The organism is Bacillus sp. EKM202B (genome assembly GCF_011066025.1).
Lineage (GTDB): Bacteria > Bacillota > Bacilli > Bacillales > Bacillaceae_G > Bacillus_A > Bacillus_A toyonensis.
This window is the reverse complement of record NZ_JAAMNK010000012.1, coordinates 75,102-93,941: the sequence shown is the minus strand read 5'-3', so window position 1 is coordinate 93,941 and position 18,840 is coordinate 75,102. Positions and strand designations below refer to the sequence as shown.

The following is an 18,840-nucleotide window of genomic DNA, read 5'->3' as shown; positions in this document are numbered from 1 at the left end:
GGAGATATCTCATACTAAATATGAGGTGAAAATATGAAAGTCAGCAAAAACAACGAAGAAATTTCTCATTACATGCAAACTTACAATCTCCACACTCTTTTTTCTTTTGATGTCTTACCGTATGCTGAGCTACATTCCTTTCAAAAGAAAGAAAAGATATGTACTGAAGGGGTTGATTTCCCTTATCTTTATTATTTAATTTCTGGGAAAGCAAAAATATATATGAGTCACAAAAACGGAAAGGTTTCATTAATTAACTTTATTCAAGCACCTTCGTTCATTGGAGAATTAGGATTAATTGGTGTAGAATCCTTTACTAAAGCAGTTGAGGTAATCGATGATTGTATTTGCTTAGCACTTCCTCTTAAAGATTGTCAGCATCTTTTATTGCAAGATGCTACCTTTTTACAGAAACTATGCAAATTCATTGGCGAAAAAACAATTGCCCGAACAGAAAGTTATGCAAAAAACAATAGTTATCCGTTCGAAAATCGATTAGCGGCGTTTATTCTATTAACAGAACAAAATAATTGCTATACCGAAAAACATACCGAAGCCTCAGAATACTTAAACGTCAGTTATCGTCACCTTTTATACGTATTAAACCAGTTTTGCCAGCAAAATTATTTAAAAAAAGAAGGCCGAACATATTATATACAAGATCGAAGTCAATTAGAAAAACTTGCTGATGAGTTAAAACTATAAAGAAACAGCATTAACGTTTATGTTAATACTGTTTCTTTGAGTGGCGATTATAATTTCAATTAAAATTTGCTTGCTACTTTAGCTGCTTCTTCAAGACCCGCAGTAATGATTTCTTCTGCTTTATCTGGGAATTGGTTATGTCCTTCAATAACCACTGTTTCCATATTTGTTGCACCGAAGAAGCCCATCATACTTGCTACATATTTAACAGCCATTTCTACTTCAGCCGCTGGACCTTCAGAATATACGCCACCGCGTGCGTTTAATAATGCGATTTTTTTATCTCCAATAAGTCCAACTGGACCTTCTGGTGTATATTTAAACGTTTTACCAGCACGGTTTAAATAATCAATATACGTGTGCAATACTGCTGGAATCGTTAAGTTCCATAATGGGAAACCGAAAACAACTTTATCAGCTTCTAAAAATTGATTTAAGTACTTATCAGCAACTGCTACTGCCTTTGCTTCCTCTTCCGTTAAATCAAATCCTTTACCTGCTTTGAATGTACCATTAATCATGTCTACGCCTACATATGGTAATTCTTCTTTATATAAATCAAGTTCTACTACTGTATCATTTGGATGTGCTTCTTTATAGTTTGCTAAAAATGCCTCATATAATTTCACACTAACTGCTTGTTCCGCTGGACGATTGTTTGCTTTTACGAATAAAACTGTTGCCATTATTTCTTCCTCCTAATACTCACTCTTACGTTGTTATATGTTTTTAAAAAAGGTATCCCTTGTAATTGTTGTTTTGTTGCTTACAAACATATTTTATCTTTATATCAAGACAATTTCGTCCTCACATAGACGTATTTTTCCATAAAAAAAGTCCACCTCCTAAAGGCGAACTAGGTCTTACGACTTTCGTCTTATACAATCCCATTTTTCACTGCATATAATGCTGCCTGCGTGCGATCAGATAAGTTTAATTTACTCAAAATACTACTTACATGTGCTTTAACCGTTTTTTCTGTAATAACTAAAACAGAGGCAATTTCTTTATTGCTCATCCCTTTTGCTAATAGTTGTAACACTTCGTTCTCTCTTGCTGTCAATACATCTACATGAACGAAATGTTCCTCTGCCCTCTCTTCTTGAGGCAATGTTTGAGAGATAAGGGTGCTCGCAATATCGGGATGTAATTGAATATTACCTTTATATGCGCTTCTAATAGCTTCAACAAGTTGATCCGGTTCTACATCTTTTAAAATATAACCACTTGCTCCAGACCTTAATGCTGGTAACACATGCGCCTGATCAGAAAAGCTAGTTAATACAATTACTTTCACATCCGGATATTCTTTTTTAATACACGCTGTCGCTTCAACACCGTCCATTTCGGGCATATATAAATCCATTAGTACAACATCAGGATTTGTTTCTCCTACTTTCACTAATGCTTCTTTCCCATTATTTGCTTCTCCAACTAACTCTAAATCTTCCTGTGTACTCAAGAAAAATGCTAACCCTTTTAAAACGACTGTATGATCATCAACTAACAATACTTTTATTTTCACAAACTTCCCTCATTTTCACATCATAATGGTACATTTACTTTTACGCTCGTTCGTCTCTTGCTACTTACAACTTTAATTGTTCCACTAACTAATTCTACTCTTTCACGCATCGTAGTCATACCGAGTGATTTTTTCTCTTTTATATCTTTTTCTACAAAGCCATTTCCTTGATCAACTATTTCTAATGATACATTTTTCTCAGTCACTGTAAAATAAACCGTCGCTTCTTTTACACCTGCATGCTTACTTACATTGTTTAACGCTTCTTGTCCAATGCGCCATAATGCCTCTTCTACCACACGAGGTAAGTCACGAACACCGGTAACTTGCTCCCTAATTTTCAATCCTAAGTTTTCACCGTACTGCTTTAGAGCAGGTAATAATCCTTTTTCTAATCCTGCCGGACGAAGCTGCCAAATTAATGTCCTCATTTCTTTTAATGCCCCTTGCGCTAGTTCACGCATGTCATGCAAAGATCGATCCACTTTTTCGTTTTGACCTTTTAAAACTGCCTCAGCACCTTTTGTCATAAAGGTTAATGAAAATAATTTCTGTGAAACAGAATCATGTAAATCTCTTGCTAATCGATTTCTTTCTTCCATTCGTACAAGTTCACGACGCTGCTCGTTTAATCTTAAATTCTCTATTATTAACGAAATATGATTCGATAGCGCTTGGATTACATCTATTGTATTCACATCAAATTCTCCATTATTTAAACTTACACATAAAACACCAAATACATGGCTTTGAATATGTATTGGCGTAGCAATAACAGCTCCATTTAGATGTACATTATGACCAATTTGACGTTTTAAAAGAACCGATTCACCTTTTACTAGCGCCTTCTTTGCCGCTTCTTTTACATCTTCTTGTAACTCTTCCTGACTAAAAGACGCTCGCAAAGATAATTCTTTTTCTTCTCTAATAAAAAACGCCACTTGATTCCATTGAAATACTTCACCTACGTGATTTACAACTTTTTCAGGTAATACATTAAACCTATGAATTGTTTTTAAATCTTGAATAAAACGTTCCAATTTCACATAATAATGTGCTCTTCGTTTTTCATTTTCATATAATTTCGTTCGTTTTAAAGCCGTCCCAATTTGGAAAGCAACGGATTGGAGCAATACTAATTCTTCTTCTGAAAAATGTGTTTTACCTGGACTCGCTACATTTAATAAGCCAAACTTTTCTCCTCCTGCTTTTAAAGGAACTGTAGCATGATGAAGAATTCCTTCTGTATCTCCCCAATTGTATTCAATTGCATTATTAATTCTTTTACATTCAATAATGTTAACAGCTCGTTCTAATTTCCCATCTACAAATCCACGTAAACACCAACATTCACCTTCACACATCGGGCGTTTGTTTTCATATGTCAGTGCCTCTGGTAACTGGTAATCGATCAACTTCGTATACTTCCCATTTTCATCCGCAAGAAAGATCCATCCTGTCGTCAAACCTGTTACACTTAGCAATTTTTCTAGCACCGCTTGCAATACATGATATGTATCATTTGATGTATTTAGTGTTTCTGCAATTTCTTTTAATATAACTAATTCATTTGTACGATTATCTCGAAACATGCTCAATCTCCTACATACAAGATTTTAAATCGCCTCTAAAGTAAATCATCTACTTTTCACTTTGTACTTATTCGTAACATTGATATAATGGTGAAAACATAGTTTTCATTATATCACTTGAGGGGGATTTCATAATGACATTAAATAAAGCACTTACTATCGCTGGTTCTGATACAAGTGGCGGTGCTGGTATACAAGCAGATTTAAAAACATTCCAAGAACTTGGCGTATATGGAATGACATCTCTTACGACGATCGTAACGATGGATCCACATAACGGTTGGGCACATAACGTATTCCCAATCCCAGCTTCTACATTAAAACCACAATTAGAAACAACAATTGAAGGTGTTGGCGTAGATGCTTTAAAAACGGGTATGCTTGGATCAGTAGAAATTATTGAAATGGTTGCAGAAACAATTGAAAAGCATAATTTCAAAAACGTAGTAGTTGATCCTGTTATGGTATGTAAAGGCGCAGATGAAGCATTACATCCTGAAACGAATGATTGCTTACGTGACGTTTTAGTTCCAAAAGCATTAGTTGTAACACCAAACTTATTTGAGGCTTACCAATTAAGCGGCGTGAAAATTAATTCTCTTGAGGACATGAAAGAAGCAGCGAAGAAAATCCACGCTTTAGGTGCTAAATACGTCCTAATTAAAGGCGGTAGTAAACTAGGTACAGAAACTGCAATCGACGTCCTATATGACGGAGAAACATTCGATCTTCTAGAATCAGAAAAAATTGATACTACAAACACACACGGCGCTGGTTGTACATATTCTGCTGCAATTACAGCAGAACTTGCAAAAGGAAAATCTGTGAAAGAAGCAGTAAAAACTGCTAAAGAATTTATCACAGCTGCTATTCGTTACTCATTCAAGATTAACGAATACGTAGGACCAACTCATCATGGTGCATATCGTAAATTCGTTGCACCGAAAGAGCTTGTCTAGCGTATAAATAAAAACACCCGCAGAGCTAATACGTTGCCTCTGTGGGTGTTTTTTTTAATAAACTTTACATCTTCTGGTCATCTTACCTTTAAGATGCAGAATTGACCTGATTTCTACCATTTCTTTTTGAGTAATATAACGCGTCATCAGCCGCTTGAATAAGCTGTTCCTGTGATCCTTTATACTCTGAAATCCCTACCGACACTGTGATTTTTATTTTCGTTCCATCTAACAATTGAAATGAATGTTTTTCAACAGCTATACGGATTTGTTCCCCAAGATGAATACCATAAGATAGTCCCCTCTGCGGTATCAAAAGTGCAAATTCCTCTCCACCCTTTCGAAAAACCAAATCCGGAAATGTTGAAATTCCTCTTAAAATACACCCTATTTGTTTTAACACTTCGTCTCCTGCAGGATGCCCATACGTATCATTTACATACTTAAAGTGATCAATATCTATAAGTAGTAAACAAAGTGAATCATTTTCCATGTGTTTATTACCAATATGATGATTCATCTCTAGATCAAACTGCCTTACGTTTCCTAAACCTGTCAATGCGTCTATCGTTGCGTATTGCTTCATCGTTTGAAATAGCTCATTGGATTGTAAAACATAGTTTGCACTTACGAATGTTATGTAGCCTGTAGTAATACTTGAAATTAAATACAGTACAACTACAGATATATCGTTAAATAATATATACATCGGTACTACTAAAATAGAAAGGCAGTATACGTGTAACCATATCAACTTTAACATAATGGAAATTTGCATTCTTGCAATAAAGATAACACCAACTCCACTTAATACAATTGTATAGCAAGCCAATTCAGAGGCTAAAGAGTACTCGGTAAAAACTATCCTTGTAATTAAAATCATAATAACTGTTATACTACTAGCTATCGGGCCTCCAACTATAATTGCTAAAATAACAGCTAGATAGCGTAGATCCAACATAATATCTTCAATATGTACACCAAAATGCATTATTAATATACCTAATATTCCAGTAAAAATACCTACTACACATTTCTGCCAGAAAGAGAATCCTTCTTTTAACGGACTATCTCTTAAAAGCTGACCTCCAATAAAGATAAAGGAAAGAATGATTGTTGTGTTTACAAATAAATCCCTTAACATAAAATAATCTCCCTACTTTTTCGTCTATCCCTTTCCTTACTTTATTGTATACGAACTCCCTATAATTCCCAAAGGTTTTTATTTATTTTTGCTGTTCCACGTGAAACAGCAAAAAATAAAAAAGGACGAAGATTCGTCCCTTTTTTATTAACAACAACGTGATATCTTGCCGCCTTTCGCATTAAATCTAGCTTCTTGCGCCTCAGCGAAAAATTGCTTCTGACATACAATCTCTTCTTCTGGATGATGCTTTTTCATATGCTCCACATATGCTTCATAACTTGGTACCCCTACAAGTAAACTAATAAACTGTTTCCTTTTACCCCATACTTGCCGTAGTTTTTTAAGCATAATTCCTCGACTCACTTTCATCCCTAGGAATATATGGTGCCTCTTTTAACGGCATCGGCTTATTTCTTAATACTTGAATCCAAATTCGAATTGCAGAAATTAATACGGCGATTACAACTATCATAAAAATCCCACAAAGTGCGGCATCGATATAATCATTGAAAATAATTTGTTTCATTTGAGCGACATTTTTAGCTGGAGCTAACACTTTCCCCTCATCTAATGCTCCCTGAAACACCTTTGCATGAGATAGAAATCCTATTTTTGGATTTTCATGAAATAGCTTTTGATAACCAGCTGTCATTGTTACAATTAACAATCCGACAGTCGGGATAAGTGTCACCCAAACATACGCCTTTTTCCCCATTTTGAATAAAATTGTCGTCCCAAGTAATAATGCAATACCCGCTAACATTTGGTTTGCAATACCGAACAATGGCCATAATGTATTAATTCCACCAAGTGGATCTATTACTCCTTGGTATAAGAAATATCCCCAGCCTAATACACATAACGTTGTAGCTATTACATTCGCTAATGTAGAATCTGTTTTCGCAAACGGCTTATATACATGTCCTAAAATATCTTGAATCATAAAGCGACCGACACGCGTTCCTGCATCAATCGTTGTTAAAATAAATAGTGCTTCAAAAAGAATGGCAAAATGATACCAAAATGCCATCATTGCGGTCCCACCTATTACTTGTGAGAAAATATATGCCATACCTATCGCTAACGTTGGTGCGCCACCTGTACGTGATAAAATCGTTTGTTCTCCAACGTTTACAGCAAGATCTTTTAATTCATTTGGTGTAATAGCAAATCCCCATGAAGAAATAACTTGGGCCGCCTGAGATACATCCGTACCGATAAGTGCTGCCGGACTGTTAATTGCAAAATAAGTTCCTGGTGTTAATACACAAGCCGCAATCATAGCCATTGCTGCTACAAACGACTCCATCAACATTGCTCCATAACCGATTGGCTGTGCATGCCCCTCTTGCTCAATCATTTTTGGCGTCGTACCAGATGAAACAAGCGCATGGAATCCAGACACCGCCCCACAGGCAATCGTAATAAATAAGAACGGGAATAAGTTACCTGAGAAAACAGGGCCTGTTCCATCGATAAATTTTGAAACTGCTGGCATTTGTAAATCTGGTGCTACAATTAAAATACCGATTGCCAATCCAACAATTGTCCCTACTTTTAAAAATGTACTTAAATAATCACGCGGTGCCAAAAGCATCCAAACTGGTAATGCCGATGCAATAAATCCATATACGATGAGCATAATAGCAATTGTTTCACCACTAAACGTAAACATACTTGCAAGCGTTGGGTTTTCAGCTACATACTGACCTCCAATAAGAGATAGAATAAGTAGAATAATACCAATTACCGATCCTTCACCAACCCGGCCAGGTCTAATGTAGCGCATGTATACTCCCATTAAAATAGCGATAGGAATCGTTGCCGCTATCGTAAACATTCCCCAAGGGCTTCCGATAAGTGCCTTTACTACAACTAATGCTAATACTGCTAATAAAATAATCATAATGCCTAAAATACCTATCATGGCAATGAGCCCAGTCACAGGGCCTATCTCATCTTTAATCATTTCACCTAACGATTTACCATTACGTCTCATCGAAGCAAATAAAATTACAAAATCTTGTACAGCTCCAGCGACCACTACCCCGACAATAATCCAAATTGTCCCTGGTAAATATCCCATCTGTGCTGCCAAAATAGGTCCTACTAAAGGCCCTGCCCCAGCAATTGCTGCAAAGTGATGCCCGAATAATACCCACTTATTTGTCGGAACATAATCTTTTCCATCATTCAATGTATGGGCTGGCGTTTGCCGATTATTATCTAAATCAAAAACCTTTCTCGCTATAAATCTACTATAAAATCGATAAGCAACTGCATACACACATACTGCAGCTACTAAGAGCCACACAGCATTAATAGTTTCACCTTGTGATAAAGCTATTACACCAAAAGCACCTGCTCCTACTGCCGTAATAACCCCCCAAAGTAAAATCGACTTCAACGTCTTCACATACAATCCCCCCAATACTACTTCTTAGTGGAGATTGTACTAAATTTTCTGAATATTTAAGTTGAATCCTCCTTATCATGAAGGATTTTTAGTTTATCATGTTAAAATACTCTCATTACCTACTATAATTCAATTTTATTTCGAAGGCGCTTTACATAATTACGGCTGACTGGAATCGGTTGCTCATCATACCTGTCTAAATATAAATTATACGTGCCGTTATAATATGGTTTCAGTTCTTGTACATATGACATATTAATTAAATAACTTTTATGCACACGTAAAAAATCATATACATTTAGTTTATTTTCCAATTCCTGAAGTGTATATGTTGAAATATACTGATTATTTGTTGTATAAATTGAAACCGTCTTATTCTCCTTATTTTTACTCACATATACAATATCTTCTGGGAAAACATATCTAATTCCCTCTTGACCTTCTATCGGTAGTTTTCGCAAATAACTCTTTGCTCTCTCTCCTTGCTCTTTACCCATTCTATATAAAAGAAATTGTAAATCTTCTTCACGAAATGGTCGTAATAAATAATAAAATGCTTGAAAACGAAATGCTGTAATGGATTCTTCTATATCCTCACCCATAAAAATAAATTTCGTATAGCAATTTACTTCTCGTAATAAACTCGCATATTCAAAACCAGTACCATCTATTAATTGCGAACTTAAAAAAACAAAATCTGGTGTATGTTTTTTCATTATTAACAAAGATTCTGTTCCTGTATTCGCTTCAAAACATTCTATATTTCGAATATTCTCAGTAAAGTTCTCAACTAATTTCCTTCGCTCTTCTGCCTCTTCCATGATAAGTAAAATTTTCATTTATCCAACCACCTAATTCCTTTGTCCGTATGTCCTGTTGTATACATTCTCTTTAATAAGAAACAATCCCTTTTTCTTACTATACCATTATTTATCTAAAAAAACAGAAAAAAGGAAACCACCTCGGTCCCCCCTTTCCTTTTACGCTAATTCTCGTTGCTTCGTTTCTTGCCCAAGTATAACTACAGCAAGTGCTCCAATTAAAATTGATCCACAGAAGATCGTAAATATTAGCGAAAGTGAAGCTTGTGCAGCAACTAAATAGCCTACTAATAACGGGCCAATAATACCACCAATACGACCAAATGCGGCCGCCATTCCTGCACCTGTACCACGAATAGCTGTCGGATACTGTTCAGGTGTATAAGCGTATAATGCCCCCCAGGCACCTAAATTAAAGAAGGATAGTAACATGCCTGCCACGATTAAAACTGTTAATGAATCTGCAACTCCAAACAAGTAGGCACTGCACGCTGTACCGATTAAATACGTAACTAATACAAACTTTCGCCCAAGACGTTCAATAAACCAAGCGGCTGTGAAATACCCTGGAAGTTGAGCTAATGTCATAATAAGTACGTACTGGAAACTTTTTATTAAACTAAATCCTTTTAATACCATTACACTAGGTAACCAAAGGAACATTCCATAATAGGAAAAGACAACACAAAACCATAAAATCCATAACATAATTGTAGCTTTACGATATTCTCCAGACCAAACTGACTTTATATTTTCGATAACAGACGGTCTTTTTTCGACCTTTTCAAATCTCGGAGAATCTGGTAAATTCCATCTTAAATATAAAGCATATAGTGCCGGAACCGCACTCAACACCATCGCAACTTCCCAACCATATTTCGGAATAACGAAATATGAGATAAGAGCCGCAATTAGCCAGCCACCTGCCCAAAAACTTTCTAATAGCACAACTATTTTACCTCGTTCATGTGCTTCAACACTCTCTGATACTAGTGTAGAGGCAACCGGAAGCTCACCGCCAAGCCCCATACCAATTAAAAATCTTAAAACGAGGAACATCGCGAGTGTCGTCGTTAAAGCAGTTAAACCACTACCGATAGAAAATAGTAATAATGTAATAATAAAGACTGATTTTCGGCCTATTTTATCCGATAGTATCCCAAAAAGGAGCGCTCCTACTGCCATACCAATTGAATTAATACTACCTATCCATCCCATTTCTTGCGTACTTAATCCCCAATCTTTTTGGAGTGCCACCATTACAAATGAAAGCATTCCAACATCCATTGCATCAAATAGCCATCCAAGCCCCGCTATGCCAAGTAGCTTTCGCTTCGAAATTTCTTTTACCTTGCCCACAAGAAGTCCTCCTCACACAGGTGTCTTTACACATCATTTTACATGTGTGAATTACATAAGTAAAATACTTTCGTGTAAAAAATTCTCCTTCATCATTCCCAAAATTTAAAATATTTATCAAAAATCAACAAAAAAAGTAGCGAGATTTCGCTACTTTTTTGAACGCATTACTTCTTTTAAAAATTCCGCTAATACTAACTGACGACGCCAGCGTGTTGGATTACTACATAACCTGTAAAACCACTCTAAATGAATCGCTTGAATCCACTTTGGTGCGCGTTTTACCTCTCCCGCCCATACGTCTAAACTTCCACCTACTCCAACAGCCATTTTCGTTTCTAAACGATGCTTATTGTTTTGGATAAAGTTCTCTTGTCTTGGGAAACCAAGTGCAACAAGTAGTAGATCTGGTTTTGCTTCTTGAATACGAGAAACGATATTCTCTTCTTCTTCTTGCTTAAAATACCCATCTTGCGTACCAACGATAGATACAGCTGAATATGTCTTCTTTAAATGATCCGCTGCAGCTTGTACAACATGTGGTTTTGCTCCTAATAAGAAAACGGATACTGGTTTATTCTCTTCTGATAACTTCGCAAACAAATTACACATTAAATCAAAACCTGCTACACGCTCTTTTACAGGTGTACCAAGCATACCACTTGCTTTTACAACCCCAATACCATCAGGTGTAATTAAATCTGTATTTAATAATGTTTTATGGAACTTTTCATCCTTTTTTGCACACATAACAATTTCAGGATTCGCTGTTACTACCTGAAAGGTATCATTTTGCTCCGATTCTAGTTGTTCCTTTAAATATTGGACTGTTTCATCCATTGTCATTGTAGAGAAAGGAACGCCTAGAATATCAACTGTTTGTACTGCCATAATTAAATATCCTCTCTATTTCAATAAAAGTTTTTTATATGCACTACGAGTATCTTCATACAAATTCTTTAGCGAGAAATGAGTAGATGCGTAATCATATAAACGATTTCCCATCTCTTCTAATTCCCCATTCAACCACTTTTCATAAGCATTTTCTAATGATTTTGCTAACGAATCTGCATCACCAATCGGTACAATCCATCCATATGTATCATCAACTATTAGCTTTCTCATATCCCCCACATTTGTTGCAATAGATGTTAAGCGCTGATTAGCTGCTTCTAATAAAACAAGGGGGAAACTTTCACTATAAGAAGTTAACAAATTAATGTGTGCAGATGCATATAATTCTTTTGAATCTGTACGAAAACCTAGAAAAATCACCTTATCCTCTAAGTTTTTTTGTTTCACCATCGCTTTTAATTCTGCTTCTATAGGTCCATCACCAAGCAAAAGTATCTTTATATTTTGGATTTTAATTTTTTGTAACGCTTCAAATAAAATACTATGTCCTTTAACAGGATGAAGACGAGCTACTTGGATCGCTGTAAATACTCCTTCATCGATACCAAATTCAATCTTATCATAAGCCTTTGCTGGAATATTATCATACTCAATTCCATTATAAATTGTACAAATTTTCTCTTCTGATACCCCAAGCTTTATTATATTTTCCTTAAAGTTTTCCGTAATTGCAAAAAACAAATCTACCTTCTTGAAAGAACGTAAATTTAATTTCGTAAATACCCATCCTTTTAATCCCCCCTTCATAAAATCTAAGGTTGGATCACTATGAACGGTCATTATCCATTTCGCTTTTATACCTTTTTTCAAGAGGGAGAGGTAGAAATTCGCTCGTGCGCCATGTGTATGCACAATGTCAAATTGATTTTCATTAATAAATGATTTTATTTTTGAAAGAATTGATAGGTCGTACCGAGATGACTGAGTAAAAACATGTACTTGAATACCAAGGTTCCTCGCTTCTCTAGCAATCGCCCCTTCTTCAAATACCATTAATTCCACTTCTTTCTGTGGAAACTGAGATAAGAGTGAAATAATATGTGTTTTCCCCCCACCTTCTTCTGCACCAGCATTAATATGCAACACTTTCATTTCTTACATCCTCCATTTTTATTTTTATTTACTATAACAAAAATAAAAGCTAACATATGCTAGCTTTTATTTTTCTATCATTCAATTTCCAAGTCAACTATTAAATATGCCATGAGTAATACTAAGTAAAAACTTACTCCAGGTGCCATTAAAATATGCCCCGCGATAAATGAGATACCTAATCCTAACAGGATTGCTGCAATTACCATTGCGTACCTTACTGTAAATATTTGTTTAAACTTAGTAAATACACATGCGATGAATTTAATACCAAAGTATACGAACGGAACTACCAGTAAAATAAATCCTATAATTCCGAATGAATAGAACCAATCATGAAAATCACGTTCAATTAATTTCGGATCTGCTTTATAGTTACCAGCATAACCCATACCTAATAATTTTTGAGACATTGGGGCTTCCTTATAAAAATCTTTATACATTTGCTCGAATATTTGACGTCCACTAAAAATAATAGCTTGAGTTTCTTCCTTTTTCTCAGCTACTTTTTCTTTCTCTTTTTCTTTCTCTCTTTCTTTTTCTTGTTCCTTTTCTTTCTCTGTCACTGGAGGTTTATGCTCTTTCGCTTCCTCTTTCTTTCTCTCTTCATTTTTCGCACTCTGTTGCTGTTCAATAAATTGGAAATGGAATCCCATGTTTTTCATGAATGGCGAAAAAGGTGTATATGCCATTATGCCTACAAAAACAGTCATTGCAATAAAACCATTTAATAAATAGACATTTTTCTTTCCATCTTTACGCTGTGTATATGCCTGGATAAAGCACATAACAACTGCAATAGCCATTGCCACAAAGATGGCTCCTACACCAACCTTCGTTCCAATTGCAAATAGTGAATAGACAACTAAAACTGAAGGAATCCAATAATATACTTTACCTATACTTTTTGTTTTTTCAATTGAATACAAAATAACAATTGGGCACATGATGGCTAAAATAGATCCTAGCTCGTTACCTGCATAAAACCAACCACGAGACCCCAATTTCAACCACGTATAACTATTGTAATCTGTTCCCGTTGCAATCGAAACTACCATTACTATTCCTATGATTAACGATGCATACGTAATATATTCAAGCATTTTTGAATGTCTTTTTTCTTTTAAAGATTTAAAAACAAACACATAACAAGTAAGCATAACAAACGGATATAAAGCTTTTGCTATAAACTTAACTTCTTCTGTAAACACCATAGGGTTCTTTGTAAATTTATTATTTATTAACCCAATAGTGAAAACAATTCCAACTAGAATTATATACGATATATATTTTATACTCTCTCTCTTCTTTGTTTGAATTAAAATATATATTCCACCTAGAAGCATAACGAATAAACGTGTAATAACTCCAATAGTCGTATCAATTTTTAAAACCATTATACAGAATGCTGTAAGCAAATCTAAAATGGGTTGCAACAAAATAAAGATTAATAGAAAATTTTCAAATTTATTACTTGTACTATTTTCCCTTAACATCTAGAACCTCCATAACTTATACCTAAATTCACTCTATACAATTATTATTATTTTTCTCATCTCAAATATGTATTATAACATATATTTTTTAATTAAACGTCTCACATTTCTATCCAACCTTACCTCATAAAAAAAGTAAATTTGCATTTTCAAACGCTTTCCTTCCTTATTTTTTCTTTTTTTCTACATGTAACGAAAATGCATTGTTATTTACATAACTTTAGTGTATATTTTTTCTCTGGAACATCTTTAGGAGGAAGGGATTACAGCCATGTTATTAATCGACATATTTACGTTTCTTGGCATTATCGCCGCTGCTATTTCTGGTACATTAGTTGGTTTAAAAAAAGATTTAGATTTATTCGGTGTCCTTTGTTTAGCTGTAGCTACTGCGCTCGGCGGCGGTATTATTCGTGATATTATGATCGGTAACCTGCCTCCTGTCGCATTTGTAAAACCTATTTACTTTTTCGTAAGCGTATTATCAGCACTATTTACTTGTATGTTTTTTGAGCGTATCAATAAACTTCAAGTCGTTATTATGCTTTCTGATGCCGTTGGCTTAGGTGTTTTTACAGCCATTGGTGCAAATGCGGCAATGTCACATCATGTTGATGCCTCATTTTTAGTTGTTTCAATGGGAGTCATTACGGGGATTGGAGGCGGTATTTTGCGTGATATATGCGCCCAAGATATCCCTTACGTATTCCGAAAAGAAATTTACGCAATCGCTTCTATATTAGGAGCAATTAGCTTCTTAATCACATATGCAATGGGGGCGCACGTATTAGCTTTCTATGTTTGTTTATTAGTAACATTCATTATTCGTGTCGTCACTGTAATATATAATGTACATTTCCCTGTTTTCTTTAAAACACATGCTAAAATTAATAAAGGTCATTAAGAGAATTCTACATAGAATTCTCTTAATTTATATACTATTCTATACACAAATATAGAGTAATTGAATATAAAAATATATAATTATATTAGAAACAAAAATGAAAACGCTTCACAAACAGGGGGAAGAACGATGCTTGGGGTTTTTAAAAAACATACTCATAAAACAAACACCAGTATAATTGAATTAAGTAAGGCACAACAAATAACCTTTAACGTACCTGCTAATTCCGAATTAAGGATTCAAATGGATATGCTACATATTTCAAAGGAAGATTTACAAATTGTAAAAGTACTACAGCCCTTTATTTATGAGGAAATAGATTGGATTACAGAAAAATTCTATGCCAATATTACAAAACAACCTAATTTAATTACTATTATTGAACGTTACAGCTCTATTCCAAAACTAAAACAAACTTTAAAAACACATATTAAAGAATTATTCAGTGGAGATATGCACGAAGATTTTATTGAACAACGTGTCAGAATTGCCAAAAGACATGTTCAAATTGGCTTACATAGAAAATGGTATACGGCTGCCTATCAAGAATTATTCCGTTCCATCATAAAGATTTTACAAACAAAGATTACAATAATCGATGATTTTTCATATTCTATAAATGTAATAAACAAATTATTCACACTTGAACAAGAGCTTGTTCTTGCAGCTTATGAATCTGAGTATGAACAAATTCAAAAAGAACATGAAAAAGAAAAAGAAATAACGGCTATGACAATTACACATATTGCAAATGAACTAGCAGCTGTATCTGAAAAAACAAGCTCTTCTATTCAAAAATTAACTGCTAAATCCGAAACTATTGTAGAGATTGCCAAAACCGGTACATCATTAGCAACAACATCAGAAGAAAAAGCTAATAAAGGTAAAGAACAATTAAATCAGCAAAACAAACGAATGGGATATATTCAAACAAATATGGAAACTATCATTACAGATACTCATGAACTTCTCAATATTTCTAACAAAATTAACGAAATCATAGATATCGTTAAATCAATTGCAGAGCAAACAAATTTACTAGCACTAAACGCCGCTATTGAATCTGCACGTGCTGGAGAGTTTGGCAAAGGTTTTTCTGTTGTAGCTGGAGAAATCCGAAAATTATCAGAGCAAACGAAAGAATCGATCTCCAACGTTACAAAACTCGTTGAAAAAACAAATGAACAGATTATTCATGTTTCTTCTTCTGTAAAACAAATTAGTTCTCTCGTATCTGAAGGAACTGATAGTATGTACGCGACAGATCAATACTTCCATGAAATCGTAAAAGATATGTCTAATTCGAAAGAACAGAATAAAAAAATTGAAAATGAATTAGAAGCTATTTCGCAAGTAATGAAGGGCATTCAAGATGATTCTTCAAAAATGGCTCTAACAGCTGATAGTCTAAAACTAGAACTAAACCGATAAGGCGAAGCTTATATTAATAACGATTTTTCATCATCTAACAATAAAAAAAGAATCCATTTTGGATTCTTTTTATTTTCTAAAAAATATTTTTTGACAATATACATAACTCATATAGACACCAAAGCTTTGTAAAATAAACAATGCTGGCATAATAATATTATAGTATGCCATATCTACTTGAAAGATTTTTAGCAATACATATCCGCTAATCAACAATAAGAACAACATGTATCCTTCATTCTTTTGTTTCTTAATAAGGAAATGTAATAAAGCTATAGCCATGAATAATGTTATTGCTATATATATCAGCTTTTCACATTTGAATAGGATAGAATTTATCCCCTCATCTGAAAACTGATTCATTACTGGTTTTAGCAGTTTAAATCTTTCACTCTCAATCTCTTTTAACTTTTGATCAATATGTTCTATTACAGTTTGATTTTCCAGTATTTTTTCCTTTTTTTGATTTTTACCGATTAAAACCGATTGAACATACGTCTCATTCGAAATCGTATATTGTGACATTCCCATCGTCTTAATTCCGTAACTCACGCCAAAATGAACACTATAAAATAGAATAAGCATCCCTATCATCTTTAATAGTATTTTTTGTTTCGTTGCAGATTGAAACAATTCAATTAACAACACATATACCGCAATAAAAATAGGAAGAAATAACCCCATTGGGAACAGCATATTGCTAAATGCAAATAAAGTCGCTGAAAGCACCCACATATAAGGATGTTCTAATCCTTTATATAAAAGTATGTAACAAGCAAAATAAAATAAGCATATTGCGAGCGACTCAGGCGCTAATAAGGAACTCATAAATATATTTGGAATATATAAAGCGTAAAATACGGACGCAATGCGACCACATTCTTCCCCAAAAACCATAGCGGCAATACGATAAATTAAAAATGCAGTTCCTGTACAGAACAAAATATTAAATAACTGTAAAACAAATACCGTATCACCAAATATACGAATAACCATCGATTCATAAATGATAAAGGGTAACTGTGTTACATTCTCTATATTATTGCCAATTGCAATCTGCTTTGCAGACTCATACATCGCTTTCATATCACCGATGATTGGAACATCTACAAATAAAACCATACTAACTCTCACAACTATAGATACGCTCATAAGAAAAATAAAAAATTGTTTATCTGTAAAACGATATTGTAAAATTGATGCCACTAACAATATGAGGATGACGAAAATTGCCAATACGATTGTTACACTCGTTGTACTTCCTCCAAAAAATTGCTTACTTGTTTCAAACGCCGACCAACAACTATAAACAAAAAATGCGAGCATCGCACCAATCATTATTTTACTGAAAAAAGACGAAAAATTTGTTTGTATATGATTCATATGTCCATTGCACCTCTATCTCCATTCATAACAAAACGATTCTATCATGAATAGGTACACGGCTGATAGGGAATTTCTATGACAAATATATAGTCATTACTTTTTCACTTGCAATGTAAGCGAATCCTCTTTTACACTACACTTTAGACAAAATAAATTTTCTTTCAGTTACATGAATATACTTTCAAAAGTATTATTACTCCTCTACTCATACATTTTACTTGTTTAAATACCCGGTAAAATCAAATAGGAACTAACCTTCCTTTTATGTCATAAAGAACATGTCACTCTGATTGAAAATGTACACTAGGGGCTGAATATATGGAAAAGAAATTTATGAGAGAATCAAAAGCAATTAAAACAACACGTGTTTTTCCAAATGATTTAAACAACCATCAAACATTATTTGGTGGCAAATTATTGGCTGAAATTGATAGTATTGCTTCTATTGCAGCAGCAAGGCATAGTCGCAAGCATTGTGTGACAGCATCCATTGATTCTGTTGATTTTTTAACACCTATTCATCAAGCTGACTCTGTTTGTTATGAGGCATTTGTTTGCTATACTGGGAAATCATCTATGGAAGTCTTCGTAAAAATAATTGCAGAAAATTTATTAGAGGGAGAACGCCGTATCGCCGCTACTTGCTTTATTACATTCGTAGCATTACAAGATGGAAAACCTTCTTCTGTACCTCAAGTATTACCAGAAACTGAGGAAGAACATTGGTTGCATAAAACTGGTTCCGAACGTGCTGAGACCCGAAAAAAAGGACGTTTAAAAAGCAAAGAAATGGCTGAGGTATTAACTTTAAATAAGCCTTGGAGTGTATAAAATTTCAATATCGAAAATACCTTCTGAGCGGATAACTAAATTGTATTCGCTCATTTCTTTATAAACAGTTCAAGTCTCTCATACAATCTCTACGTCTTTTCACAAATACTATGTAATATTTTTATACATATCTTGGCTAGGCTATTTCAATATTAACTTTTTCTAGTGTATAAAGTTCTATTTATAACTCGCTTCTAATCGAGGAATAGTTGCTTTACAAAGTTTATGTAAGGTACACTTATACGGGCGGTCAGCAAACTA

At 34.3% G+C, this 18,840-nt stretch carries 17 protein-coding genes and 1 pseudogene; 6 read left to right on the top strand and 12 right to left on the bottom strand.

Annotated elements, in window-relative coordinates; genetic code table 11:
* Window positions 1-33: 33 nt before the first annotated feature.
* Window positions 34-705, top strand: a complete 672-nt coding sequence (locus tag G9F74_RS16140) for a transcriptional regulator YeiL (protein ID WP_016107324.1) — start codon at window positions 34-36, stop codon at window positions 703-705.
* A 59-nt stretch (window positions 706-764) separates the two neighbouring features.
* Here the strand turns inward: G9F74_RS16140 and G9F74_RS16135 are convergent, their stop codons facing one another.
* The 3 genes from G9F74_RS16135 to G9F74_RS16125 form a co-directional block, all read right to left on the bottom strand.
* On the bottom strand, window positions 765-1,391 hold the full coding sequence (locus tag G9F74_RS16135; protein ID WP_000246726.1) for an FMN-dependent NADH-azoreductase: 627 nt from the start codon (window positions 1,389-1,391) through the stop codon (window positions 765-767).
* A gap of 191 nt (window positions 1,392-1,582) precedes the next feature.
* A complete protein-coding gene (locus tag G9F74_RS16130; protein ID WP_000695803.1) occupies window positions 1,583-2,230 on the bottom strand; it encodes a response regulator in 648 nt (215 codons plus the stop codon).
* Window positions 2,231-2,250: 20 nt separating this feature from the next.
* Window positions 2,251-3,822, bottom strand: coding sequence for a GAF domain-containing sensor histidine kinase (locus G9F74_RS16125; protein WP_000488135.1), 1,572 nt, complete (start codon window positions 3,820-3,822; stop codon window positions 2,251-2,253).
* A 134-nt stretch (window positions 3,823-3,956) separates the two neighbouring features.
* On the opposite strand from G9F74_RS16125, the gene pdxK reads away from it, so the two are divergent.
* Window positions 3,957-4,781 (top strand): pyridoxine/pyridoxal/pyridoxamine kinase, encoded by an 825-nt coding sequence (pdxK, locus tag G9F74_RS16120; RefSeq protein ID WP_000174255.1) that lies wholly within the window; start codon window positions 3,957-3,959, stop codon window positions 4,779-4,781.
* An 88-nt stretch (window positions 4,782-4,869) separates the two neighbouring features.
* Here pdxK and G9F74_RS16115 read toward each other — a convergent pair whose 3' ends face one another.
* From G9F74_RS16115 to G9F74_RS16080, 8 genes are all read right to left on the bottom strand, one after another.
* On the bottom strand, window positions 4,870-5,925 hold the full coding sequence (locus tag G9F74_RS16115) for a diguanylate cyclase (protein WP_016107325.1): 1,056 nt from the start codon (window positions 5,923-5,925) through the stop codon (window positions 4,870-4,872).
* 147 nt (window positions 5,926-6,072) lie between these two features.
* Window positions 6,073-6,276, bottom strand: a complete 204-nt coding sequence (locus tag G9F74_RS16110) for a YbdD/YjiX family protein (RefSeq protein WP_000914411.1) — start codon at window positions 6,274-6,276, stop codon at window positions 6,073-6,075.
* Window positions 6,269-8,344, bottom strand: coding sequence for a carbon starvation protein CstA (gene cstA / locus G9F74_RS16105; protein WP_016107326.1), 2,076 nt, complete (start codon window positions 8,342-8,344; stop codon window positions 6,269-6,271). The genes G9F74_RS16110 and cstA overlap by 8 nt, the downstream gene beginning before the upstream one ends.
* A 122-nt stretch (window positions 8,345-8,466) precedes the next feature.
* A complete protein-coding gene (locus G9F74_RS16100) occupies window positions 8,467-9,183 on the bottom strand; it encodes a LytR/AlgR family response regulator transcription factor (protein ID WP_000698261.1) in 717 nt (238 codons plus the stop codon).
* Window positions 9,184-9,324: 141 nt separating this feature from the next.
* On the bottom strand, window positions 9,325-10,524 hold the full coding sequence (locus G9F74_RS16095) for an MFS transporter (protein WP_000521085.1): 1,200 nt from the start codon (window positions 10,522-10,524) through the stop codon (window positions 9,325-9,327).
* Window positions 10,525-10,674: 150 nt separating this feature from the next.
* Window positions 10,675-11,415, bottom strand: coding sequence for a WecB/TagA/CpsF family glycosyltransferase (locus tag G9F74_RS16090; RefSeq protein WP_000290755.1), 741 nt, complete (start codon window positions 11,413-11,415; stop codon window positions 10,675-10,677).
* Window positions 11,416-11,430: 15 nt separating this feature from the next.
* Window positions 11,431-12,531: a glycosyltransferase family 4 protein gene (locus G9F74_RS16085; protein ID WP_016107327.1), complete on the bottom strand. Its 1,101-nt coding sequence runs from the start codon at window positions 12,529-12,531 to the stop codon at window positions 11,431-11,433.
* A 77-nt stretch (window positions 12,532-12,608) separates the two neighbouring features.
* Window positions 12,609-14,027 carry an O-antigen ligase family protein gene (locus G9F74_RS16080; RefSeq protein ID WP_000943144.1) on the bottom strand — a complete coding sequence of 473 codons (1,419 nt, stop codon included), beginning with the start codon at window positions 14,025-14,027 and terminating at the stop codon, window positions 12,609-12,611.
* A 271-nt stretch (window positions 14,028-14,298) separates the two neighbouring features.
* Here G9F74_RS16080 and G9F74_RS16075 point away from each other — a divergent pair, with 271 nt between their 5' ends.
* The 3 genes and pseudogenes from G9F74_RS16075 (at window position 14,299) to G9F74_RS30565 (ending at window position 16,362) form a co-directional block, all read left to right on the top strand.
* Window positions 14,299-14,931 (top strand): trimeric intracellular cation channel family protein, encoded by a 633-nt coding sequence (locus tag G9F74_RS16075; RefSeq protein ID WP_000924376.1) that lies wholly within the window; start codon window positions 14,299-14,301, stop codon window positions 14,929-14,931.
* A 129-nt stretch (window positions 14,932-15,060) separates the two neighbouring features.
* A pseudogene (locus tag G9F74_RS30570) lies at window positions 15,061-15,558 on the top strand (protoglobin family protein); the annotation flags it as partial.
* 102 nt (window positions 15,559-15,660) lie between these two features.
* Window positions 15,661-16,362: a methyl-accepting chemotaxis protein gene (locus G9F74_RS30565; RefSeq protein WP_371399255.1), complete on the top strand. Its 702-nt coding sequence runs from the start codon at window positions 15,661-15,663 to the stop codon at window positions 16,360-16,362.
* Window positions 16,363-16,431: 69 nt separating this feature from the next.
* Here G9F74_RS30565 and G9F74_RS16065 read toward each other — a convergent pair whose 3' ends face one another.
* Window positions 16,432-17,745 (bottom strand): ArnT family glycosyltransferase, encoded by a 1,314-nt coding sequence (locus G9F74_RS16065; protein WP_016107329.1) that lies wholly within the window; start codon window positions 17,743-17,745, stop codon window positions 16,432-16,434.
* 321 nt (window positions 17,746-18,066) lie between these two features.
* Between G9F74_RS16065 and G9F74_RS16060 the strand changes: the two genes are divergently transcribed.
* On the top strand, window positions 18,067-18,579 hold the full coding sequence (locus G9F74_RS16060; RefSeq protein ID WP_000412115.1) for an acyl-CoA thioesterase: 513 nt from the start codon (window positions 18,067-18,069) through the stop codon (window positions 18,577-18,579).
* Window positions 18,580-18,840 lie beyond the last annotated feature (261 nt).